Source organism: Paenibacillus sp. FSL R7-269, from assembly GCF_000517865.1.
Lineage (GTDB): Bacteria > Bacillota > Bacilli > Paenibacillales > Paenibacillaceae > Paenibacillus_AQ.
The window spans coordinates 1-23,832 of the sequence record NZ_ASPS01000023.1; the positions used below are offsets into that span (position 1 = coordinate 1).

Sequence of the window (23,832 nt, forward strand, 5' to 3'; positions counted from 1 at the left end):
CAGGCGGCCGCCGCCGCCGCTGCGCTGGGGTTCCTGGCGGAGCCGCGCAGGCGCTCCGCCGGGCCGGGCCCAGAGCGGTTCCTGCTCTGGGCAGTGACGGGAGCGGGAAAGACGGAGATCACTTTCCCGCTCCTGGACGCGGCGCTCGCGGCCGGAGGCCGGGCGCTGATCGCCACGCCGCGGCGTGACGTCGTGCTGGAGCTTGCGCCGCGCCTGGCCAGAGCCTTCCCGGCGGATGCCCCCGCCGTGCTGTACGGAGGCAGCGAGGACCGCTTGCGCCGCAGCCGGATCACCCTGGCGACCACGCACCAGCTGCTGCGGTTTGGTCAGGCCTTCGATCTGGTCATCATCGATGAGATCGATGCGTTTCCCTATCACAACGATCCTATGCTGGACTATGCTGCAAGGCAGGTCTGCAAGCCCGGCGGACGATTCATCCTTCTCTCCGCTACGCCGCCTGCAGAGCTGCAGCGCCTTGCCCGCTCCGGGAGATTGCCGCATGCAAGGGTGCCGGTCCGCTTTCACGGCCATCCCTTGCCGGTACCGCGCCATATCCGGATACCGCCGCTTCATCGCTGCCTGAAGCAGGGCAGAATTCCGGCAGGACTGCGTTCAGCGCTGCAGCGGTCCCTTGACCGTAAGGCGCAGATTTTCCTCTTCGTCTCCCGGATTGCCCACATTGAGGGACTGCTGCAGCTGCTGCGGCGGATGTTCCCCGGGATTTCTATAGAGGGAACCTCCTCTCAAGACCCGGACAGGGCAGAGAAGGTGCTGAAGTTCAGGGATTGTACTATTTCCCTGCTGGTAACGACAACGATACTGGAGCGTGGGGTCACGGTACCGCATAGTGATGTGTTTATTCTGGATGCGGACAGCGGACTCTTTGATGAAGCAGCCCTGGTGCAGATGGCGGGCCGGGCGGGACGCTCCAAGGATGATCCGGCAGGCAACGTCATCTTCGCTTCCGCAGAGTGGACCCGCTCGCAGCGCGCCGCCATATCACAGATCCGCAGTATGAATACAATTGCCCGCAGACAGGGATACCTCGAGTCTTAACAGTCTCCTAATTTTGAATTCGATATGCTCTGTACTCTAGACTCCATACCCTCATTTAGAAGGAGGATTACAATGCGTTCCCTGACGTCATGGATGAAGCAAGCCCGCTCCCTAATTGCGCCTTCGCAGCCGGAATGTCTGTTCTGCGGCCACAGAGGCCGTCCTTCCCCCGAATGGCCCGGAATCTGCGTACATTGCCAGAGCGGCATTCCATGGATTCGCGTTCCCCGGTGCCAGATCTGCGGGCGTCATGTGGGCTGCCCCGATTGCAGCCGCAGCCATGGGCCCTTACCGATCCGGTGCAACCGGAGTGCAGTAGCTTACACCAGTGAGATGCGAGAAATACTAGGCCAGTATAAATACCGGGGGAATGAGCGGCTCGCACCCCTGCTCGGTCTGATGCTGGACAGGGCATACGCGCTTCTGCAACACGAACAGAGTGGACAACAACTGAATGGAGCGCTAGAGAGTAACTTTTTTAGCAAACCATCCCCTTTATGGCATTCAAAGCTTCGCATGCGTTCCAACCTGTGGCAAGCCGACCTGCTGATCCCTGTACCTGTGAGCGCTGTCCGTCTGTCTGAGCGGGGCTTCAATCAGGCGGAGCGGCTGGCTGAAGTGGTGTCTATACGTAGAGGAGTCCCCCAGCTTCCGCTGCTGGTCCGCACTCATCACACCGCCAAGCAGAGCTTCAAAAGCAGAAGGGAGCGGCTGACCGATATGAAGCATGCTTTTGCCGGAAATACAGATCCGGTGGTTCTGCAAAGTCTGACTGAACACCTGCATTCCCGTGCGACGCATCAGCTTGAACAGCGTCCCCTGCGAATCATTATTGTCGATGATATCTACACTACGGGGAGTACGATTCGTGCCTGCGCCGGGGCGCTTCAGCAGCTCTGCCGCAGTCTGGATTGCACTGCTGAGATATACTCTCTGACCTGGGCGCGTTCCTAGCAGCAGCTGCCGCACCGGAATTCAATAAAACCGCTTCCCTGACCGATACTAAACATAGACGGATCTTCGGTGATCATGTAATCTTAGTAGCATAAGCGATTCATGAGTTGTGCAGAATGATAGAAGGGAGCCGCGGTAGAAATGAATGTAGACAATTGTCCGAGATGCGGCCGGTTATATGTCAAGAACCTGATGAACCTGTGCCAGCCCTGCATCAAAGAGTTAGAGCATGAGTATGAAATCTGTGTAGAATATTTGCGTAAAAATAGAGGCACCAACATACAGGAACTGTCCGATGCTACCGATATTTCCATCAAGGAAATCACGCGTTTTATCCGGGAGGGCCGGATTTCCATAGCCAATGCACCCAATATGATGTATCCTTGCGAGGTATGCGGAACCCTGATCCGGGACGGGCATATGTGCGACAGCTGCCGCAGCCGTTTGACCAAGGACCTTGCCAATGCGGCCAAGGAAAGTGCAGACTCGAGTGCTTCCAAGAAGGCTCCAGATGGCGCTTACCGCGCGGTAGACAAGTTCCGCAACTAAACAATTCTGCAAAAAAACGCTTGCAGCTATAAAGAATGTTTCAACAGGGGCCGATAAACTTAGTAAAGATTATCGGCTTTTTTATTACAGAAGGAAGGTGAAGTTATGAAAATTAACGATGCCGGACGAATCAATGCGATTAATCCATACCAACGAAGTGCGGAATCGCAAAGGCAGGAACAGATGAAGAAAAGTACACGCAAGGATGAGGTATCGATTTCGGATGAAGCCATTAAGCTGCTTCAGGCACAGAAGAGCGGGAAGATTGACACTGAACGTGCGAACAAGATCGAGAGCCTGAAACAGCAAGTATCCGCAGGTACCTACCAGGTTGACGCAGCCAAGCTCGCTGAGACACTCGCCCCCTACTTTAAGCAATCCTCCGAGAATTAGGTGAACACACCCATGGCACTTACAACATTATTAGAATTGCTTGAGCGGCTGGACGAGGCGCATGTGCAGATGCTGGATCTGGCCGCAGTCAAGAAACAGACCATTATGGACAATAAGGTAGAGGGTCTCATTGATATCCTGAACCGTGAGTCCAAGCTGATGAAGGTGATTGGACAGCTGGAAGAACGGCGTGCAGAAGCGGCCTTCGAGTTTTTGCAGGGGGTTGGAATCCGTTCCAATCTGAATCTGAATCTTACCGAGCTGTCCCGCCTTGTATTTGATCCCGAAGACAAATCACGCCTGCTGCATATTCAGCAGAAGCTTTCCGGCACATTGCAGCAATTAAAAAAGGCCAATGAGCTGAATCAGAAGCTGATTGAGCAGTCGCTTACCTTTATAGATTATTCCCTGGATTTGCTTGTCGGAAGACCAAATCAGGAAATGACGTACCATCATCCGTCCGACAAGGGCAGCAGTGTAACTCGGCCGGGTCTTTTTGATGCCCGTGGATAATCAGGTTATCCGCTGAGCTGCGCCCACCGCAGCAATCACAAGGGAGGAACACGCAGTATGACATCTACATTCCACTCCATCGAGACCGCAAGACGAAGCCTGTTTACCCAGACCGCGGCGCTCAACACCACCGGCCACAACATTGCCAACGCCAACACGGAGGGATATACCCGCCAGCGTGTGAATATGACAGCTTCAATCCCTATTGAAGCCTACGGACTTAATAAATCTACAGTTCCTGGACAATTGGGTACAGGGGTAGAGTTTGGCTCTATTGACCGGATTCGTGAGACTTTTCTGGATACCCAATACCGGGGCGAGAATTCAGCTTTGGGGAGTTGGACCATCCAATCGGATACACTGGATAAGCTTGAATCGATCTTCCAAGAACCATCGGACACAGGCATTAGTACAGTGCTCGATAACTTTTGGAAGTCTTGGTCGGATCTCAGCAAAAATCCGGAGGACAGCACTTCCCGTAAGATCGTGGTCCAGACTGCGCAGGCTATGACCGATGCACTTAATTATATGAGTAGACAGCTTAGTAACCTTGATACGGATCTAGCCTCCAATGTGGCAGTCAAAGGCACGGAGATACAGGGATATTTAACTTCCATTGCAGATTTGAATTCATCTATTTTCAAGATTGAGAGCATGGGCGACAAAGCGAATGACTTGCGGGATCAACGTGACCTGCTGACGGACAAACTCTCCAAGATTGCTAATGTCACTGTAGTAGATAGCGAATACGGCTATAACATTTCGCTTGGCAGTCAACAGCTTGTACAAGGACTCGCTGTCACTGCGACTGTGGACAGTGCATTCCTTAACACTGCTTTTGCTTCGGGCGATCTTAAGACTGGAGAAGTACATGGTATGATCACTTCCAGTCAGAAGTATGTTGCGGATTATAAGAAACAGCTTGATAACATAGCGAATACGATTGCTACAGGAGCAATGGAGATCACTCTTCCGAAAGGTTCAATTCTTCCGGAGGGTACGATTCTTACAAGTGATGCCACGATTACTCAAGCAGATGGAACAGCTACTACTATTGCAGCAGGATCTGCACTCCCTAAAGGAGCGACCTTGAGCGCCGATGTTAAGACAACAGTCAAAGGCTTGAACGGTCTTCATCAGCTTGGTTATACCATGGATGGCACGCTCAATCCCGGTAAGCCGCTCTTTACAATCACTGGTGACGGAAGTGCTATCACGGCTGGAAATATCACATTCAATTCGGAAATTGCCACGGACACCAATTTATTAGCTACATCTCTCCGAACTACTGGAACAGGAACTTCAGAAGCAGTTGTCAAAGGAAATAATACTCTGGCGCTTTTGTTAGCCAATCAACAATCGGGTTCTTTTACATCACCAACTACTGGAATCAAGGCGACAGCAGGTTCTTTCTATAAATCGATGGTTGGGCAACTCGGGATTCAATCCCAAGAGGCTACCCGCCAGACAGAAAATTCTAACTACCTGGTAGAACAGGTAAATGCCCGCCGTCAATCGGTCAGCGGTGTCTCGCTGGATGAAGAAATGTCCAATATGCTGGTATTCCAACATGCGTATAGCGCTGCTGCGCGTTTTATGACGACTTATGACGAAATGCTCGATAAATTGATTAACTCTACCGGCACCGTAGGCAGATAAGAAAGGGGGATTTAAGCGATGTTACGTGTAACCTCTAATATGATGAATTCACAGCTCTTGCTTAATCTCAATCGAAACGCTCGTACGATGAACGATACACAACTACAGCTAGCAACTGGCCGCAAGATCAATAAACCCTCCGATGATCCGGTAGGGATTACTTACTCACTGCGGTACCGTGCAGACTTGTCCGCGAATGAACAATATCGAGAGAATGTAGATGATGCTACATCTTGGATGGAATATAATGATACTGTGTTGACACAGGCAGGTGACGTCATTCAGCGACTTCGTGAGCTGTCCGTAAAGGGTGCAAGTGGTTCTAACCCTCAAGAGGCTATGAATAGTATTAATGCAGAAGTGAAACAGCTTAAGGAACAGCTTATTGATATTTCCAACAGCCAGTTCAAGGGGAAATATATTTTTAATGGACAGCAATACGATGTAAAACCTTATCAATTTGCTACTGGAGCTGATGGAACCCCTGATACTTCCGGGGCTGCTTCTATAATTACGGATAAAGGCGTCCTGAATTATACCGTAGGTGAAAGTGTTCAGCTTCCGATCAATATTACAGGTAATGATGTATTTGGTGGAGACGAAGCAGATAATATATTTGCTGTTATCGATAAGATCTCGGCTGCTCTAGCTGTTAGTGATACCGCTGAAATTTCAAGTCAGTTAGGAAATATAGATAGTCGTATTAATAAAATGTTAACTGTCCAAGCAGATGTCGGAGCAAAAACCAACCGTATTGAGTTAATGAAGAATAGACTAAGTGATATGGAAGTGAACTTGACAGACTTACAGTCGACGACTGAAGATGGGGATTATGCAGAGATGTTAATGCAGTCCAAAATCCAAGAGAACATTTATAATGCCTCTCTTTCTGTAGGCTCTAAGATCATCCAGTCCACCCTTGTTGATTTCATTAGATAAGGAGAGGTCCAGATGATACCGATAGTTCAAATTCGGCAAACAACGGCTTTAATCGGGATCGAGACTACTGCCGGGAGCCTATCAATAGTCCAGCCTAAAGCGGATCTGCAAATAAATACAACTCCTGGGCAATTAGAAATTCGTCAGTCTCCAGCTGAGATGACGATTGATCAGACTCAGGCCAGAGCCGCATATACAGGTGGAACGTACCGTGAGATGAATCAGCGTATCTATTCAGGTATTGAGCAGCTATGGCTTCAAGGCATTGCCAAACGAATGGAGCAAGGGGAACGCGCGGCTAACTTTCATAAATCGGGAAATAGTATAGCAGAGATTTACGGTGAAGATTGGCAACCGGTGTCCTACCCGGAGATTCGTGGACCTGCATCAGTTGATAACGTGCATATAAATGTCGAGTTAGTTCCTCCTGAAATTGAATATCGTAAATCTGAAGTGAGTATTCAAGCAGAGGCGCATGCCCCTCAAATTAACTTTACACCACCTAAGTTAGATATTTACTTAAGACAGAGACCATCCATAAGCTTTGTACCGCCGGAGATAGATATTCAAATGTAAATATTGTTACAAGCTATAGATTCGGTTGATATAACCAAATATCTATGGCTTTTTTATTAGACTATTTATGAATAAGGAGTGTTCGTAGAATGATTATAGAAACTTTGACTTGGGGAACACTGGATATCACAGAAGAACAAATATATCATTTTTCTAAAGGCGTTCCGGGTTTTGAAGAAGATATTGATTTTGCATTGATTACGGTAGATGACGGACCGTTCAGCTATTTACAATCTCTTCAAAATGACAGTATATCATTTTTATTATGTGACCCTTTTGTTTTCTATCCGACCTATGAATTTGAGCTTCCGCAAGCGGATAAAGAAGAATTAGAGATTATAGATGATGTCAAAATTCGTTGTATGGTTACAATTAAAGAAGAGTTGGAGCATTCAACTGTTAATTTACTTGCCCCTATTGTTCTTAATCCGATTATACGCTCAGGGAAGCAGGTTGTACTTCACAACTCGAACTATCAAACAAGACATAACTTATGGATTGCTCCTCATGATCATTTTGAAAAAGGTGGTGAATAATATGCTCGTTCTTACCCGCAAAAAAGGCGAGTCGATTATTATCCAGGATAATATTGAGATTACTATTCTGAGTGTTGAAGGAGACATTATAAAGGTAGGTATTAAAGCTCCGAAACATGTAGATATCTTCAGGGAAGAAGTGTACCTATCAATAAAAGAAGCCAATGAGGAATCTGCTTCGCCAACCCCAGGCAATCTTAATGCTCTGATGGAGCGGTTACGCACACAAAAATAAATCTGTTAATTCATATAAATTGCTATAAACAAATTACGGGACAAGTCGATATATATATAAGACGCTGAATCCGGAGGGGCGGCCGACCTTAACGGCAGCGTTTACCACATGGATGTGGAACAACTTAATTTCAGGGAGGAAATACACAATGATTATTAATCACAACGTAACAGCACTGAATACTCACCGTCAATTGTCCACCAATACGTCTAACACTAGCAAGAATATCGAGAAATTGTCTTCAGGTCTTCGCATCAACCGTGCAGGTGATGATGCTGCTGGTCTGGCAATCTCCGAAAAAATGCGCGGTCAAATTCGCGGATTAGATATGGCCTCGAAGAATTCGCAGGATGGAATCTCGCTGATTCAAACAGCTGAGGGTGCACTTAATGAAACCCACAGTATTCTGCAGCGTATGCGTGAACTTGCTGTTCAGTCAGCTTCTGATACTAACTCCTTAGATGACCGTGGGCAAATTCAAAAAGAAGTAAACCAGTTGACCGAAGAAATAGATAGAATTGCAAAGACTACTGAATTTAACACAAAAACACTATTAAACGGTGATTTGTCTGCTGCCGTAACTGGACAAGCTTCTAGTGTTGCAGGAAAAGCTGCATTAGCTACAAGTAACGTTGCAGCTACAGTAGTTGCCGGTGTATCTGGAGCAGCAGCAAATGGTCAAGTTGGAACACACTCTATCACTGCATCAGTTGGTGTTGCTGGTGAATTAACCTCATCTGTTAAGGTTTCTGCAGGTCAAACCTTGGCTTCCTTAGGCGTTACCAATGTAACGGGTCTAGCAGTAGGTGATAACGCTGCAACAGTTGCTATTAATGGTCTAACTGCAGATAGTACAGTTCAAGATTTGATTGCTGCTGTTAATGCTGCGGGTACTGCTTCAACTGGGGCAACAGCTTCTATTAATAAGGATGGTTATTTAACCTTTACTTCAAAAACGGTTGCTGGAACTGAGTTGAACCTTGATAGTACAACCTCAACAGGTAATCTTTCAGCTGTGCTCTTTGGCGGAACTAATACAGCTGGGACAACAACAGCTGCTTCTACTAATGCAAGTGCCACTGATTTGACTATTAGCGATACGTTTACACCAGCAAATGGAACTGCAGTTACTACTGTTGATAGAACTGGTTATGCTCCTGGTGCAAATATTGTTCTTGGTAATAAAACAGATGCAGCGGGTATCACAATTGAAAAAGGAACTGCTGCTGCTCTTACAGCATTTACACTAACTGTTAATACAGTAGCTGCTAAAAATGCAATAGCTGCTAAAGATGATACGGCACTTAAATTCCAAATTGGAGCAAATGCCAACCAAGACATTAAGGTTGACATCTCCAAAATGGATGCTCAAGCGCTTAACATCAAAATAGGTTCTAACTATCAAGACGTTTCAACTCAAAATGGTGCTAAAACAGCAATTACAGTATTTGATGATGCGATTAAGAATGTTTCGAATGAACGTTCAAAACTTGGTGCTTTCCAAAACCGTTTGGAGCACACAATCAACAATTTGAACACTTCTTCCGAGAACCTTACTGCTGCTGAATCCCGTGTACGTGACGTGGATATGGCGAAAGAAATGATGGAACAAACGAAGAATAATATCCTTGCCCAAGCTGCACAAGCTATGCTTGCCCAAGCTAATCAACAACCACAAGGCGTCCTTCAATTGCTCCGTTAATCTTAATGTCTTTCAAGGAGACCCTAGTATATCTAGGGTCTTTTTTTTATGCGGAATTGTAGGAGATAATTGGTCACTGTACTAAGTAGGCTTTTCATATGCAAATTGGATATTCTAAACATTTGTATTAATCAACTGAATAGATTTACCGATAAATAGATTATAAAGCAAATCTAAAGGAGGTTCTGTATGGAAATCCGCAGTACTAGTCCAACGAATTATATTAGTAATGGGAATAAAGGGAGCATGTCAAATAACCTTTCTAAAGTTGATGCAAAAGTAGAAAGTGATGACAATACAGGAAGGGTACGAAGCGGTATTGAGATTAAAGAACTAGAGCGTAAGGGAATTAATATTTCCAGTGGGGATGAACAAGTTGTTAAAGCTCTTGAGCGTGCGCTCAAAGCTCTTCAAGGACCTACTACTACATTTGAGGTTAGTGTCCATAAACAAACTAAGGCTATTATGGTAAAAGTGCTGAATAAGGAAACCGGTGACTTAATTAGAGAAATCCCTCCGGAAAAGACACTAGATCTTGTTGCTAATATGATGGAAATCGCAGGTATTATGGTTGATGAAAAGGTATAGAAAAGAGGGAAAAAATGGTAAACCGTATAAGTGGAATGGTTTCAGGCCTTGATGTAGATTCTTTAGTCAAACAAATGGTGAATGCTAAACGTATTCCCTTAGATAAATTAACTCAAGAGAAACAGATCATGCAATGGCAAAGGGACAATTATCGCGAAATTAACAGCAAACTTATAGATTTTAGTAATTCAAAGCTGAAAATTTATAATAACTCCTCTCAATTAAATACTCAAACGGCGGTAGTGACTGGAAGTGTTGCTTCTCTTAAAGCAGAAGCGACGTCAGATGCTAATGGCATTCCTATGAAAATGTCAATTTCTAGTCTTGCAAAACCAGTATCATGGCAATCAAACGTATTACCGAATACAGGTACCTCCAGAACTACTTCCTCTTCTAAGTTAAGTGCGCTAGTAGGTGCTTCCACTACAGATCAAGCATATAAAATTACCATTAACGGAAGCAGTTTAAGTTTTGATAAGGACTTGAGTATAGCTGAAGTTATATCAAAAATTAATACTGATAGCAAAGCCAATGTTACAGCTACCTTTGATGAGGTCTCAGGCAAGTTTTCGCTAGCTTCAAAAACCTTTGGTGCAGAAGGGAAATTAGCTATATCGAATTCAAGCAGTCTGTTGACCCTTTTTGGGTCGAATAGCTCATCCTATACTCCAATTGCCTTTCAACAGGCAGAAATATCCGTTGTAGATATTAATACTAATATTTCAAAAACTCTAAATTTTGATAGCAACAACTTCAAGTTAAATGGTGTGAGTATTACATTACTTTCGACAACATCTGCTTCAGAGTCCGTAACTGTTTCAACACAGTCCGATTCAACTAAGGCGTTAGGAACCATTACGAGCTTTATAAAGGATTACAATGACTTATTAAATACCCTTCAAACTAAGGTTGCTGAAGAAAGATATAAGGATTTTACGCCTCTTACTGATGAACAGAAACAGGCAATGACTGATAATGATATTGAATTATGGGAGAAGAAGGCGAAAAGTGGTTTACTAAGAAATGATGAAATTTTAAAATCTACAATTGCCTCAATGCGGTCAGAAATGACAAAGAGATTAGGAGATCTTAGCTCCATCGGTATAACTACAGGCCAATATTATGAGAATGGTAAACTTTATATTAATGAGTCTAAATTAAAACAGGCTCTCATTGATAGTCCGCAAAAAATTTCATCGTTGTTTCAAGGTACATCCGGAACGGATGGAGTTTTCAATCAACTCATTACTTCAGTTGATAAGACTCTCGACAAGATTGTAACCAAAGCAGGTACTTCGAAGTTTTCCTCTGATTTGTCACTAGCCTATAAGACAGATAGTTTCATGGGGAAACGTTTGACTGATTATAACACTCGGATTTCTGCAATGCAGTCTAGGTTAACAACTATGGAAACAAATTATTATAAAAAGTTCACAGCTATGGAAACAGCTATGAACAAATATAACTCTCAGTCATCCAGTTTATCTAGTTATTTTGCAAAATAAATTTATAGAGGTGAATAATTGATGCTTTCTTCTCCGTATGATAAATATCGTCAGTCCTCGGTACAGACTTCTACTCCTGCACAACTGGTAATGATGCTTTATGATGGAGCTATTCGATTTGCTAAGACAGCTATTGAAGGCTTAAATAAACAGGATTTAGAGAAGAGTAATTTGAATTTTGGCAAGGCCCAAACGATCTTAAGTGAATTAATGAGTACGCTCGATTTCAAATATGAGGTTTCAAAAAACTTATACTCCCTCTACGAATATACAAATCACTTGTTGGTAGAAGCCAATATTCATAAAAGTGTGGATAAGGCTCAAGAAGCCATTGGCTACCTTGTCGACCTCCGCGAGACCTGGCTCCAGGCCTCCAAGCTGGCTGCTAGCCAGACTGAGATTGCGAATGGATGAACTTGTCCGTAACTTGGATCTGCTGACTCAAGAGATGATGGATGGGCTTCAAGACGCAACCTATGAGGAGCTTGAAGACTTCGTCGAGGAGCGGCAGAAGCTTGTCGATTCCATAACAGAAGAGGTCGTAATTAGTACTACGTCACCTGCACAAAAGGATGTATTGCGTCGAATCCTGGAGCATGACCCGGCCATCATGGCCCGGATGAACGCCCATCGTTTGGAAGCCCTAGACTTCCTCCAAAAACGCAATCAAGCCAAAGCCCAACGCAACGCTTACGAGACTGCATACACCCCAGACAGCATTCTGATGGACCGTAAAAAATAAAGATAGAATAATAGATTTTCTCCTGTTTCAATAGGGGAGTGGACGGGTATTTACAAGCGTCTGCTCCTTTTTTTTTGTAACTTATATTACCGAATGATATCCATTTCTGATGTCAATTGAACTCTGGTAAAATATTGAAAGTAATCATTTACTATTCCAATTGACAATGGAGAAGCTGCGGTGGTATAGTCGAATTGTGAGCAAGACTCACGTTCATCTGATGACGAAGGGAATGTTTAGTCAATGGAAGGTAAAGTTAAATGGTTTAACGCAGAAAAAGGTTATGGTTTCATCGAAACTGCCGATGGTGGCGACGTATTCGTACACTTCTCCGCGATTCAAACTGACGGTTTCAAGACTTTGGATGAAGGCCAATCCGTAGAGTTCGATATCGTTGAAGGCGCACGCGGACCACAAGCAGCTAACGTCATCAAATTATAATCATCCGGCGAAGCCGACCTACATATATGGTAGATGGTTAGCAATTGAGACAGCGCTAGCGTTAGACCCTAGGGATATTCCCTTGGGTCTTTTTTATTGTGGTTCTACAAATCATTGTTCTTGTCTTTTGGGGACATGATGTGTATGATGCCGGGGGCGTTGATATAACGCGGGAATTTAACATATTTCAAATAAATAGCCTATATTCCGAGTCGAATAGAGTCCGAAATTGGACACTTTGTAAAAATTAGTTACAGAAAAATGTTAACATCCTCCAGATTATGGGTAATAGTGAACGTTGGGCTTTTTTTGTTGCCTAGTCTGCACTCTCATTATTGCTTAGGCGTATGCTTCCGAAAGATCTTTTGGTAAGAAGTCATGCAGTGAAGCCTATGCCCATCAAACTCACAGGAGGATGAACAAACGAATGAAGAAAATGTGGCGTGGCCTTACGGCCGGAGTACTCGGTATTTCAATGCTGATCGGTTCTTTGGGAAGTGTGTCGGCAGCGCCGGCTCCCAAGGATATTCAAGGACACTGGGCGCAGAAACAACTGCAGAGCTGGCTGGATAAAGGATACCTGGGTGGTTATCCAGACGGAACGGTTAAGCCGAATAAGGCAATTACCCGTGGTGAATATGTGGCACTGATTAATCGTCTGTTCGGGTTCACCGAATCGGCTACCCTTAGCTTCACCGATGTGAAGAAATCCAACTGGGTCTACAGCGAAGTAGCCAAGGCTGTGAAGGCCGGCTACATTGGCGGGTATGAGAATAATACCTTCCGGGCCAACAACCCGCTCACCCGCCAGGAAGCAGCAGTTATTGCTGCCAAGCTGCTTAAGCTGAGTACAAGCTCTACTCCGCTTAAGTTCAAGGATAATGCTCAGATCGCAGCTTGGGCCAAGGTGGCAGTAGCCTCAGCGGCAGACAAGAAGATCATCAACGGTTATCCTGACGGCACCTTCGGTCCGAAGAAATCTCTTACCCGTGCCGAAGCGGTCGGAATTATAAGCAACTCGGTTGTGCATAAGCCGGCTACGGGCGGAGTAATGCCTACACCAGCACCAACAGCAACGCCGGCTCCATCTGCAACAACTGTACCAACTACCAGCCCAACAGCTACTCCGGTACCCGGTGGTAGTGGTGGCGGCACTGGCGGAGGCGGTAACGTGACCTTGCCATCTGTAAGCAACGTGACTTACGGTCATGTAGGTTCCGTTACCGCTGATGTATATGTTACGCCTACTGTTACAGGAGCCGTGTATTATGTAGTTGCTCCATACAGCGTGAACGTAACTGCACCAACTGCAGCGCAAGTGAAAGACGGACTGATTAATGCTACAACAACAGGCGTTCATTCCGGGAAAATCGCTACAACCGGCAACACTACTGTTGCTTTCTCTGTGTATGGTCTGAATGCAGGAACGGATTATACCGTATACGTTGCCCTGACGGACGCTTCTGGTAACTGGTCCGGCGTAACACCGCTTCAATTGAAAACAGCAGCAGGCAGCAACTGGTCAGTTTCTCAAGTTGGAATCACCAACGTAACAACAGTATCTGCGGAAGTATACGTTGCTTACGGGAAGGCGGGTACTCCGACTCCGGTAATTCCTCTGAAATATGTGGTGGTTAATGCAGCAGATGCTGATCCAACCGCATTACAGATTTCCCAAGGGAAGAACAGTGCAGGTGTTACATTAACAGCACCTTGGACTGGAACTCTTACAGGTAGTCCAGTTGTGAAACACAACATTAACCTGACTGGACTTACTGCCAATACAGCGTATAAAGTCTTCTTTATCACTGACTCTAATGGCAGCCTGTCACCTGTAGAACTTTTGCGGATTCACACTAAATAAGTAAGCTTGATGAATGCAATCATTCATAATCCAGGTTTTATAGTGGAATAATACAGCAACAGTATTCGGTCCGGCGAGGGCGACTTTATGCTCGAGCCGGGCCGTTTGTTGTTAAGACAGGTCTGTTACATCTATTGTTAGATGAATGTAAAGTCTGTCATGATTTGTTTTTTACTTAGCCCTGACAATTTGCTATAATGAAAAAGTAAACAAAGGAGGAGTGCCTTATGAAATTCAGCATTCGAGGTCAACAAATTGAAGTGACCGACGCTTTGAGAGACTATGTTGATAAGAAGCTCAGCAGACTTGAGAAGTATTTCGAAGCACCCCCTACCTCTGAAGGATATGTGACGCTTGGCGTCGTTCGCGGCCTTCATACGGTGGAAGTGACAATTCCTCTAGCTGGTGTGACGCTTCGTGCGGAAGACCGCAGCGATGATATGTATGCATCCATCGATGCCGTAGTGGACAAGCTGGAACGTCAGATCCGCAAGCACAAGACTAAGCTTAATCGCAAGTTCCGCCAGGAAGGCAGCCTGAAGACCTTGTTCGTTGAAGGTTCGGCCAGCGCCGTAGCTGTTGAAGAGCAGGAACAGGATTATGATGATCTTGAGGTTGTGCGGAACAAACGGTTCACCTTGAAGCCTATGGATGTGGAAGAAGCGATTCTGCAAATGAACATGATTGGACATACGTTCTTCGTGTTCTCCAACATTGACACTTCCGAAGTTAGCGTGGTTTACAAACGCGATGACGGCAAGTACGGTCTGATCGAGCAGAACTAACCTGCGGACCGGGAATTGTTGGAATAAGGAAGGCTTCGGTTCAGCCTAACGTGGACAATTAGACGAGTCCCTATTCGCCTGAAGCGAATAGGGCTCTTGTGCGTATATATAGAAGTTTCGGTAAAATGCCATCATCTGTCCTCATCTAAGGGGATTATACAGAATAAGGTTAGGACGGCTTGTATTGCGGCTTCTCTTACAAACTGTTACAATTTATGAAGCAGCGGAATCGAAATCATATATGGCCCTTTCAATCTATGAGGATGGGCTCGGTTCCACCATCTGTGTTGCATGAAAGGGGTTAACCATGCTAGGACTTGTTAAGAAAATATTTGGCGACACTAATGAACGGGATGTCAAACGTCTCATGAAGACGGTCGAAATTATTAATGGTCTGGAGCCGGATTTCGTATCGCTTACGGATGAAGAGCTGCAGGCAAAGACAGCGGAATTCCGCGCCCGTATTGAGAAAGGTGAGACCCTGGAAGCGATTCTTCCCGAGGCTTTTGCTACCGTACGCGAAGCTTCCAAACGGACGCTGGGCATGCGGCATTTTGACGTTCAGCTGGTTGGGGGTATGGCGCTTCATGAAGGCCGGATCTCCGAGATGAAGACCGGGGAAGGCAAGACGCTGGTTGGGACTCTGCCGGTGTATTTGAATGCGCTGCTGAGTAAAGGCGTGCATGTCGTAACCGTAAATGATTATCTGGCTCAGCGCGACAGTGCGCAAATGGGACAAATCTATAACTTTCTGGGCATGAGCGTTGGGGTCAACCTGAACGGCATGGACCATAATGATAAACAAGCAGCATATGCCTGCGATATTACGTACGGAACGAATAATGAATTCGGGTTCGACTATTTGCGCGACAACATGGTGCTCTATAAGGAACAGATGGTCCAGCGCCCGCTCTACTTCTGTATTATTGACGAAGTCGATTCCATCCTTGTTGATGAAGCGCGGACACCTCTCATTATCTCTGGCCAAGCTGAGAAATCGACGGAGCTGTATTACGCAGCAGACCGTTTTGTGAAGAAGCTGGTCGCTGAAGAGGATTACACCGTGGATATCAAGGTGAAGTCCGTTGCCCTCACCGAGAAGGGCGTGGCTACGGCTGAGCGTGCTTTTGGGATAGAGAATCTGTATGACCACAGCCATGTTACCTTGAACCATCATATTGTACAGGCCTTGAAGGCGAACGCTATTATGCGCCGGGATGTCGATTATGTGGTTAATGAAGACGAGGTTATGATCGTCGATGAGTTCACAGGGCGTCTGATGCAGGGCCGCCGTTACAGCGACGGGCTGCACCAGGCGATTGAAGCCAAGGAAGAGATTGAAGTTCAGAATGAGAGCATGACGCTGGCTACTATCACCTTCCAGAACTACTTCCGGATGTACCGCAAGCTGGGCGGCATGACGGGTACGGCGAAGACGGAGGAAGAGGAGTTCAAGAAGATCTATGGTCTTGAGGTTCTTCAGGTTCCTACGAATAAGCCGAATCAACGAATCGACATGCCTGATGTAGTCTACAAAAGCGAGAACGGCAAGTTCAATGCAGTCGTTGCTGAAATTGTAGAACGCCACAAGAAGAATCAGCCGGTACTGGTAGGTACGGTATCAATTGAGAACTCTGAACGCGTATCGGAAATGCTGAAGCGTAAGGGTGTCAGACACCAGGTACTGAATGCGAAGCACCATGCGGCCGAAGCCGAAATTATCTCTTATGCCGGTCAGCCGGGAACGGTAACGATTGCCACGAACATGGCTGGACGCGGTACGGATATCGTACTGGGCGAAGGGGTAACCGATGTGGGCGGTCTGCATATTATTGGTACAGAGCGCCATGAATCGCGCCGGATTGACAACCAGCTTCGCGGCCGTGCCGGACGCCAGGGCGATCCGGGTTCGACACAGTTCTACCTGTCCCTTGGGGATGAGCTGATGAAGCGCTTCGGTGCGGACAACGTGCTGAACATGATGGACCGTCTGGGATTCGAGGAAGATCAGCCGATTGAGAGCCGTATGATTACCAAGGCTGTTGAATCTGCGCAGAAGCGGGTAGAAGGCAATAACTTCGACATCCGCAAAGTCGTATTGCAATACGATGACGTCATGAACCAGCAGCGTGAGATTATCTACAAGCAGCGCCGTGAAATTCTGGAGTCGGATAATATCAAAGACATCGTAGTGGAAATGATCAAGCCGGTTATCGACCGTATTGTGAATGCCCACTGTAGTGACGATATCCCGGAGAACTGGGAGCTGCAAGAGGTCGCGGATTATGTGAACAGCAAGCTTCTTGAAGAAGATGAGCTGACACGCGATGATCTGTGGGGCAAAGAAGTGGAAGAAATCATCGAATTCATCTTCGCCCGTGTCCTTGAGAAATACGCTGCCCGTGAAGAGCGACTTGGCTCGGAGCTGGTACGTGAATTCGAGAAGGTTATTGTGCTTCGCTCCGTAGACAGCAAATGGATGGATCATATCGATGCTATGGATCAGCTTCGTCAGGGGATTCACCTCCGTGCTTACGGCGGTACCGATCCGCTGCGCGAATATCAATTCGAGGGCTTCGAGATGTTCAACGCCATGACAGCGAACATTCAGGAGGAAGTGGCGACCTACATTATGAAGGCGCACATTGAGACGAATCAGGAGCGGCAATCAGTAGTGGAGGAAGACAAGATCTCCACCAACGCAGAGCCTGCTGAGAACCGTCCGGTGCATGTGGAATCCACTGTCGGCCGTAACGATCCATGCCCATGCGGCAGCGGCAAGAAATATAAGAACTGCCACGGCCAGGCGTAAGATATAATAAATCTTCATGCTCGTGGATTCACTGTCTGGTGAAATAATGAGCAGGCATTAAGCTGCGAATACCTTTCACCGAATGCACTTGTGGTGTTGTTCACAGGCACTGGGGTTTATAATGAAAATAAAAAGCGGCTGGGCCCGGGGGACTCCCCGTTTGCGGCCCGGCTGCTTTTTTGGGCTTGAAGTGATCTGGGACGCACAGCTGTGCAGCAGACCGGAGCGTCCAGATGTTGTATGGCTGAGGTGGAAGTGACGGAGGGGAAGTTTGGAACTGGAGGAGCGTTAGCGTCCGCCTTTAGGATTGAATTTCTACTGCGATGAGCAGTTTAAATGAGGAAATTCAATCCTAACAGCGGCCGGAAGTCCAAACATTCCCGCAGTTACGGCGTACACCTGGCCATGTAGCAGCTGAAGCGAAGTGACAGCAGCATAGATGTCCGTCCATACCGGTAAGCCCAAACCGGCAGTCCCGGCGCAATATTCAATTATGAAAGGTGATGTGATCCAATTGATCGATCCTAATGTGAAGCAGGACCTGCGTGAAATGGGTAAGAAATTAACCAACCTTAGGGGGTCACTTTGACTTAGACCTGAAGCTGGAGATTATAGCGAACTTTGAAGAGAAGATGGCGGCACCCGGGTTCTGGGATGATTCTGATCAGGCGCAGAGCGTGATTGGCGAGATGAATGCCGTGAAGTCGGTGGTTGACCAATTCGAGAAGCTTCAGCAGGACTATGACGATGCTGCTATGATGGCGGAGCTGGCCGATGAGGAAGGCGACGACGAACTGGCTGAAGAGACAGCCGGAACGATCCGCAGCATAAGCGCCCGAGTGGATGAGTTTGAGCTGCAGCTGCTGCTCAATCAGCCTTACGATAAGCTGAATGCCATTCTGGAGCTGCATCCGGGTGCAGGCGGTACCGAGTCCCAAGACTGGGGCCAGATGTTGCTGCGCATGTACACACGCTGGGCGGAGAAGCGGGGCTTCAAGGTAGACGTGCTGGATTATCTGCCGGGCGATGAAGCGGGAATCAAGAGTGTAACTTTGTTAATTAAGGGTCACAATGTATATGGGTACCTCAAGGCAGAGAAGGGCGTGCACCGGCTGGTGCGCATTTCGCCTTTTGACTCCTCAGGCAGACGGCATACCTCCTTCGTGTCCTGCGATGTGGTACCGGAGATTGCAGACGACGTCGAGGTGGATATCCGTACGGAAGACCTGAAGATTGATACGTACCGGGCCAGCGGCGCGGGCGGTCAGCACATCAATACTACCGATTCGGCAGTGCGCATTACACATATGCCAACCGGCGTGGTGGTCACCTGTCAGAATGAGCGTTCGCAGATCAAGAACCGGGAACAGGCGATGAAGATGCTGCGTTCCAAGCTCTATGAGCGCAAAATTCAGGAGCAGCAGGCACATCTGGACGAGATCCGCGGAGAACAATCCGAGATTGCCTGGGGCAGCCAGATTCGTTCCTATGTGTTCCATCCGTACAGCATGGTGAAGGATCACCGTACCTCTGTAGAGACAGGCAACGTTGGAGCAGTAATGGACGGCGATCTGGACGGGTTCATTGACGGGTATCTGCGCAGCCAGATCAAGACGGAAGCTGAATAAACGTAACCCTATTCCTACGCGTCTTCGGAGGTGTAGGGATTTTTTTCTGAACATAAAGGAGCAGGCCATAACGATGCAAAAAATCAATTCACGCAACAAACCTCCGCTGATCCCCCTGAACGGGCCGCTGCGCCATACCGTGGATATTGCGCTAATTCTGATCGGCTCGCTGATCACAGGGCTGGCGTTCAACCTGTTCTTCCTCCCGAACCGGATTGCTTCCGGCGGGGTGTCGGGGCTGTCGGTACTGGCTGAGGCCTGGTTTGGGGCAGAGCCTGCTTTTACCCAGTGGGCGCTTAATATTCCGCTCTTCATTCTCGGCGTGATCTTCCTCGGCAAACAGTATGGCATCCGCTCTCTGCTGGGCAGCTTTGTGCTGCCGCTGTTTATTTTCCTGACGAAGGACGGACCTGTGCCGACCACGAATCCGCTCCTGGCCTCTATCTATGGAGGAATTGGTGTGGGTCTAGGCCTGGGACTCGTCTTCCGGGGGCGCGGCTCTACAGGCGGACTGACCATTGCGGCACAGATTATTCAAAAGCTTACCGGCTTCAGCTTCTCGCTGTCTGTCGTGCTGCTGGATGGTACGGTGATTACCTTGGCGGCCTTTGTGCTGGGGATGGAGCAGGCGATGTATGCACTGATCGGGCTGTTCGTCACCGGCAGGGTGATTAACGCGCTGGAGGTGGGCTTCAGCACCACGAAGGTGGCGTATATCATCTCGGATCAGACCGAGGACATCTCGCAGGCGATTCTGAATGATCTGGACCGCGGGCTGACTAAGCTGAATGCGCAAGGCGGCTATACCGGTGACAACCGTACGGTGCTGATGGTCGTAGTAGGCCAGAATGAAATTACCAGGCTGAAGGCGATTGTCCGCTCGGTGGACCCGGGCGCGTTTGTGATTATTACAGAGGCTCACGAAGTGCTGGGCGAAGGTTTCAAAAGAGAAGCGTAGGCTCCCTTAGGGGCTCTGCGCTTTTTCTTTTTGCAAATATAAGAATGTATAAACTTAACGCAACGTGTTGTATTTATATTAATTCGGTCGTATAATAATACATATTTGCAGAACGGTTCAAGTCAGGCGATAATGATAGAAATGAGAAACGGGAAGCGGGGATGACAGTGACAGGCAAGCTGAGAGCGGCAATTGTCGGATCAACAGGTTATGGGGGCGTGGAGCTGATCAGGCTGCTGCAGGGCCACCCTGATATAGAGATTACTTCAGTGATTTCCTCTTCGAGTGCGGGTACGCCGATTGAGGAAGGTTTTCCGCATTTAACGGGAGTGGTGCAGCGTAAGCTGGACGGTGTTGATGCAGCAGAGATTGCGAGCCGAGCGGATGTTGTATTCACTGCTACCCCTTCGGGAGTGAGCGCGAAGCTGGTGCCCGGGCTGCTTGAGGCGGGACTGAAGGTTGTCGATCTGTCCGGGGACTTCCGATTGAAGGATGGCGCGGAGTACGAGCAGTGGTATAAGCACCCGGCTCCACCGGAAGCTTATCTTAAGCAGGCGGTATACGGGTTATGTGAGGTATATGGTGAACATGCAGCCGGCGTTGATTTTATCTCGAATCCCGGATGTTTCCCGACAGCTGCGCTGCTGGGACTGGTGCCGGCGCTGGCCGCAGGCTGGATTAAGCCGGACAGCATCATTATTGATGCGAAGTCCGGGGTGTCCGGGGCAGGGCGGGGAACGAGCCTGATGGTGCATTTTGCCGAGATCAATGAGAACTTCAAAGCCTACAAAATGAACAAACATCAACATATCCCGGAAATCGAGCAGGTGCTTACAGATATTGCTGGGGAAAAGGTCACGGTAACGTTCACTACGCATCTGGTCCCGATGACACGGGGGATTATGACTACGATGTATGCCGGACTGAATGGTGACCACAGCGAGCAGGATCTGGTGGAATTATACCGTAACTATTATGCAGGCAGGCCATATGTGCGGGTGCGTGAGCCCGGAGTGGTTCCGGCGACGAAGGAAGTCAGCGGATCGAATTATTGCGATATCGGCTTCGCCACAGACGCGCGTACCGGACGGGTTACCATTGTGTCGGTTATCGACAATATTGTTAAGGGCGCCGCAGGGCAAGCGATTCAGAACCTCAATTTGATGATGGGATGGGAGGAAACCCGCGGGCTTGGTTACACACCAGTGTATCCATAAGCGCAAGCGGTCAAACAATATCATGAGTGAGAAACCACTATATACCGTCGTAGAAGGCGGTAGCATCACTGCACCTAAGGGCTTCACTTCTGGCGGCCTGCACTGCGGTCTCAAAAAAACAGAGCGCAATGACCTTGCCGCGATTCTCTGTGAGGTGCCAGCAACGGCGGCTGCGGTGTATACGACCAATGTGTTTCAGGCGGCTCCGCTGAAGGTTACGCGGGAGAGTCTGGCGGATGGGACACTGCAGGCGGTTATCGTGAACAGCGGCAATGCCAATGCTTGTACAGGGGACCAGGGCGAGGCGGATGCCTATGAGATGCGTGCGGCTGCTGCCCGTTATTTGGGCGTGAATGAGCTGGATGTCGCTGTCGCCTCCACAGGCGTGATCGGGGAACTGCTGAAGATGGACTGTGTGCGCAGCGGGATTGCCGGATTGCCGGAGAAGATGGACGCTGGCGCTGCCGGTGCGGAGGAATTCAGCCAGGCGATTCTAACCACTGATCTGGTCAAAAAAGAAAGCTGTGTAAAAGTAACGGTAGGTGGTACAGAGGTTCTTATTGCCGGAGCAGCGAAGGGTTCCGGGATGATTCACCCGAACATGGCGACGATGCTGGGCTTCATGACCACTGATGTGCTCATTGACGGGGAGGATTTGCTCAGCCTGCTGCGCACAGCTACTAATTCTACTTTTAATATGATTACTGTCGATGGTGACACCAGTACGAATGATATGCTGGTCACGATGGCCAGCGGACTTGCCGGCAATGAGAAGCTGACACGTCTGCATGCGGACTGGGAGGCTTTTGCAGCGGCGTTCACCCATGTGTGCCAGAGTCTGGCCATGGCAATTGCCCGTGACGGTGAAGGGGCCACGAAGCTGATTGAGGTGCAGGTGAGCGGGGCGGTGCATGATGAGGCTGCGGCGGCGATTGCCAAGACCGTGGTCGGCTCAAGCCTGGTGAAGTCGGCGATCTTCGGCGCGGATGCCAACTGGGGGCGGATTATCGCGGCCGTAGGGCGCGCGGGCGTTCCGGTATCGCCGGAGCGGGTAGATATTAAGCTGGGTGAGATCGAGGTGCTGCGCGGGTCGCGTCCGGTGGCTTTTGATGAGGAGCTGGCACTGCATTATCTGCAAAAAAGCGATACCGTGCTGATCACGGTAACCTTGTCAGACGGCAGCGGGCAGGCTACAGCCTGGGGCTGTGACCTGACTTATGATTATGTGCGGATTAATGCGGCTTACCGCACGTAACCTGTGCAGAGGCGTGTAGAAGCTTGTACAGAGGGGGCAAGGAGATGACAGTAGAACCGATAGAGCCTCAGGCACAGGCGGGGGTTGCCGGGTTGTTCGTAATGAAATGCGGGGGGAGTACGCTGGCGGCGCTGCCGGATTCGTTCTTCGAGGATTTGCGGGAGCTTCAGGTTGGCGGGATTCAGCCTGTAATCGTGCATGGCGGCGGCCCGGCAATCTCCGGCAATCTGGAGAAGCTCGGCATTGAGAGCCGGTTCGTGAACGGCCTACGGGTAACGACGGAAGAGGTGCTGGATGTGGTTGAGATGACCCTGTCCGGCAGCATCAACAAGGCGATTGTCCGGCGTATTCAGGCCAGCGGGGGACAGGCGCTCGGAGTATCGGGTGTAGACGGTAACCTGATTACAGCGCGTCCGGTGGCCAATCATCATGAAGTTGGTCTGGTGGGAGAGGTAAGCGGAGTCCAGGCAGAGATTGTGACGGGTATCCTGGCGATGGGCTATATTCCGGTTATTGCACCAGTGGGCGTAGATGGCGATGGCCAGCGGTACAACATCAATGCGGATACCGCCGCCGGAGCGGTGGCTTCTTATATAGGGTCACCGAGCATGATCGTGGTTACGGATGTGCCGGGCATTATGCGGACGGTGGACGGGGAGAAGGTCGTGCTTCCGTCCGTAACGGTGGCGCAGATCGAAGCACTGATTGAGAATGGTGAAATCTACGGCGGAATGATTCCCAAGGTGCGTGCCGCGATGGACTGCATCCAGGGTCAGGTGTCGGAGGTTATTATTGTAGACGGCAAAGAGCCGCGTGTCCTCAGCCGGGTGCTGAAGGGCGAAGCGCTGGGCACGCGGATTGTAAGAGCATAGATAGGCTGGAAGAATAACAGTATATTAGACGCGCTGACGGGAAGCCGCAGCAG

General features: G+C 48.5%; 24 protein-coding genes. All 24 read left to right on the forward strand.

Annotation, left to right across the window (positions count from 1 at the left end; genetic code table 11):
- A partial coding sequence (locus C162_RS12015) for a helicase-related protein (protein ID WP_156949615.1) occupies positions 1-1,056 on the forward strand: 1,056 nt, incomplete at its 5' end.
- 72 nt (positions 1,057-1,128) lie between these two features.
- Positions 1,129-2,010, forward strand: coding sequence for a ComF family protein (locus C162_RS35365; protein WP_235218409.1), 882 nt, complete (start codon positions 1,129-1,131; stop codon positions 2,008-2,010).
- 141 nt (positions 2,011-2,151) lie between these two features.
- Positions 2,152-2,559 carry a TIGR03826 family flagellar region protein gene (locus C162_RS12025; protein ID WP_036694666.1) on the forward strand — a complete coding sequence of 136 codons (408 nt, stop codon included), beginning with the start codon at positions 2,152-2,154 and terminating at the stop codon, positions 2,557-2,559.
- 105 nt (positions 2,560-2,664) lie between these two features.
- Positions 2,665-2,952: a flagellar biosynthesis anti-sigma factor FlgM gene (flgM, locus tag C162_RS12030; protein WP_036694667.1), complete on the forward strand. Its 288-nt coding sequence runs from the start codon at positions 2,665-2,667 to the stop codon at positions 2,950-2,952.
- Between the two features lie 12 nt (positions 2,953-2,964).
- Positions 2,965-3,465: a flagellar protein FlgN gene (locus C162_RS12035; RefSeq protein WP_036694669.1), complete on the forward strand. Its 501-nt coding sequence runs from the start codon at positions 2,965-2,967 to the stop codon at positions 3,463-3,465.
- Positions 3,466-3,522: 57 nt separating this feature from the next.
- Positions 3,523-5,124: a flagellar hook-associated protein FlgK gene (gene flgK, locus C162_RS12040; RefSeq protein WP_036694671.1), complete on the forward strand. Its 1,602-nt coding sequence runs from the start codon at positions 3,523-3,525 to the stop codon at positions 5,122-5,124.
- Between the two features lie 18 nt (positions 5,125-5,142).
- Positions 5,143-6,063: a flagellar hook-associated protein FlgL gene (gene flgL, locus C162_RS12045; protein WP_036694672.1), complete on the forward strand. Its 921-nt coding sequence runs from the start codon at positions 5,143-5,145 to the stop codon at positions 6,061-6,063.
- Between the two features lie 12 nt (positions 6,064-6,075).
- Positions 6,076-6,639, forward strand: coding sequence for a DUF6470 family protein (locus C162_RS12050; protein ID WP_036694673.1), 564 nt, complete (start codon positions 6,076-6,078; stop codon positions 6,637-6,639).
- Positions 6,640-6,728: 89 nt separating this feature from the next.
- Positions 6,729-7,175, forward strand: coding sequence for a flagellar assembly protein FliW (fliW, locus tag C162_RS12055; RefSeq protein ID WP_036694675.1), 447 nt, complete (start codon positions 6,729-6,731; stop codon positions 7,173-7,175).
- Position 7,176: 1 nt separating this feature from the next.
- The gene (gene csrA, locus C162_RS12060) at positions 7,177-7,410 is read left to right on the forward strand and encodes a carbon storage regulator CsrA (protein ID WP_036694676.1); all 234 of its coding nucleotides are present in this window, start codon (positions 7,177-7,179) and stop codon (positions 7,408-7,410) included.
- Positions 7,411-7,558: 148 nt separating this feature from the next.
- Positions 7,559-9,112 carry a flagellin N-terminal helical domain-containing protein gene (locus tag C162_RS12065; RefSeq protein ID WP_036694677.1) on the forward strand — a complete coding sequence of 518 codons (1,554 nt, stop codon included), beginning with the start codon at positions 7,559-7,561 and terminating at the stop codon, positions 9,110-9,112.
- Positions 9,113-9,301: 189 nt separating this feature from the next.
- The gene (locus C162_RS12070) at positions 9,302-9,700 is read left to right on the forward strand and encodes a flagellar protein FlaG (protein WP_036694678.1); all 399 of its coding nucleotides are present in this window, start codon (positions 9,302-9,304) and stop codon (positions 9,698-9,700) included.
- A 14-nt stretch (positions 9,701-9,714) separates the two neighbouring features.
- Positions 9,715-11,205, forward strand: coding sequence for a flagellar filament capping protein FliD (gene fliD, locus C162_RS12075; RefSeq protein WP_036694679.1), 1,491 nt, complete (start codon positions 9,715-9,717; stop codon positions 11,203-11,205).
- A 21-nt stretch (positions 11,206-11,226) separates the two neighbouring features.
- On the forward strand, positions 11,227-11,619 hold the full coding sequence (fliS, locus tag C162_RS12080) for a flagellar export chaperone FliS (RefSeq protein WP_036694680.1): 393 nt from the start codon (positions 11,227-11,229) through the stop codon (positions 11,617-11,619).
- The gene (locus C162_RS12085) at positions 11,612-11,947 is read left to right on the forward strand and encodes a flagellar protein FliT (protein WP_036694681.1); all 336 of its coding nucleotides are present in this window, start codon (positions 11,612-11,614) and stop codon (positions 11,945-11,947) included. The genes fliS and C162_RS12085 overlap by 8 nt, the downstream gene beginning before the upstream one ends.
- 243 nt (positions 11,948-12,190) lie before the next feature.
- The gene (locus C162_RS12090; RefSeq protein ID WP_019915069.1) at positions 12,191-12,388 is read left to right on the forward strand and encodes a cold shock domain-containing protein; all 198 of its coding nucleotides are present in this window, start codon (positions 12,191-12,193) and stop codon (positions 12,386-12,388) included.
- 427 nt (positions 12,389-12,815) lie between these two features.
- The gene (locus C162_RS34325) at positions 12,816-14,252 is read left to right on the forward strand and encodes an S-layer homology domain-containing protein (RefSeq protein ID WP_051493418.1); all 1,437 of its coding nucleotides are present in this window, start codon (positions 12,816-12,818) and stop codon (positions 14,250-14,252) included.
- A gap of 227 nt (positions 14,253-14,479) precedes the next feature.
- Entirely contained in the window at positions 14,480-15,037 is a 558-nt protein-coding gene (hpf, locus tag C162_RS12100; RefSeq protein WP_036694683.1) for a ribosome hibernation-promoting factor, HPF/YfiA family, read from the forward strand.
- Positions 15,038-15,344: 307 nt separating this feature from the next.
- Entirely contained in the window at positions 15,345-17,849 is a 2,505-nt protein-coding gene (secA, locus tag C162_RS12105) for a preprotein translocase subunit SecA (protein WP_036694684.1), read from the forward strand.
- 493 nt (positions 17,850-18,342) lie between these two features.
- Positions 18,343-19,477, forward strand: a protein-coding gene (gene prfB / locus C162_RS12110; RefSeq protein ID WP_156949616.1) for a peptide chain release factor 2 whose coding sequence is annotated in 2 segments (ribosomal slippage) — positions 18,343-18,435 and positions 18,437-19,477 — 1,134 coding nt in all. Because the reading frame shifts where the segments join, the coding sequence is not laid out codon by codon here.
- Positions 19,478-19,550: 73 nt separating this feature from the next.
- A complete protein-coding gene (locus C162_RS12115; RefSeq protein WP_036694686.1) occupies positions 19,551-20,435 on the forward strand; it encodes a YitT family protein in 885 nt (294 codons plus the stop codon).
- Between the two features lie 161 nt (positions 20,436-20,596).
- On the forward strand, positions 20,597-21,652 hold the full coding sequence (gene argC, locus C162_RS12120) for an N-acetyl-gamma-glutamyl-phosphate reductase (RefSeq protein WP_036694688.1): 1,056 nt from the start codon (positions 20,597-20,599) through the stop codon (positions 21,650-21,652).
- A 22-nt stretch (positions 21,653-21,674) separates the two neighbouring features.
- Positions 21,675-22,907, forward strand: a complete 1,233-nt coding sequence (argJ, locus tag C162_RS12125; RefSeq protein ID WP_036694785.1) for a bifunctional ornithine acetyltransferase/N-acetylglutamate synthase — start codon at positions 21,675-21,677, stop codon at positions 22,905-22,907.
- A gap of 44 nt (positions 22,908-22,951) precedes the next feature.
- Complete coding sequence (argB, locus tag C162_RS12130; protein ID WP_036694689.1) at positions 22,952-23,779, forward strand: acetylglutamate kinase; 828 nt, start codon at positions 22,952-22,954, stop codon at positions 23,777-23,779.
- Positions 23,780-23,832 lie beyond the last annotated feature (53 nt).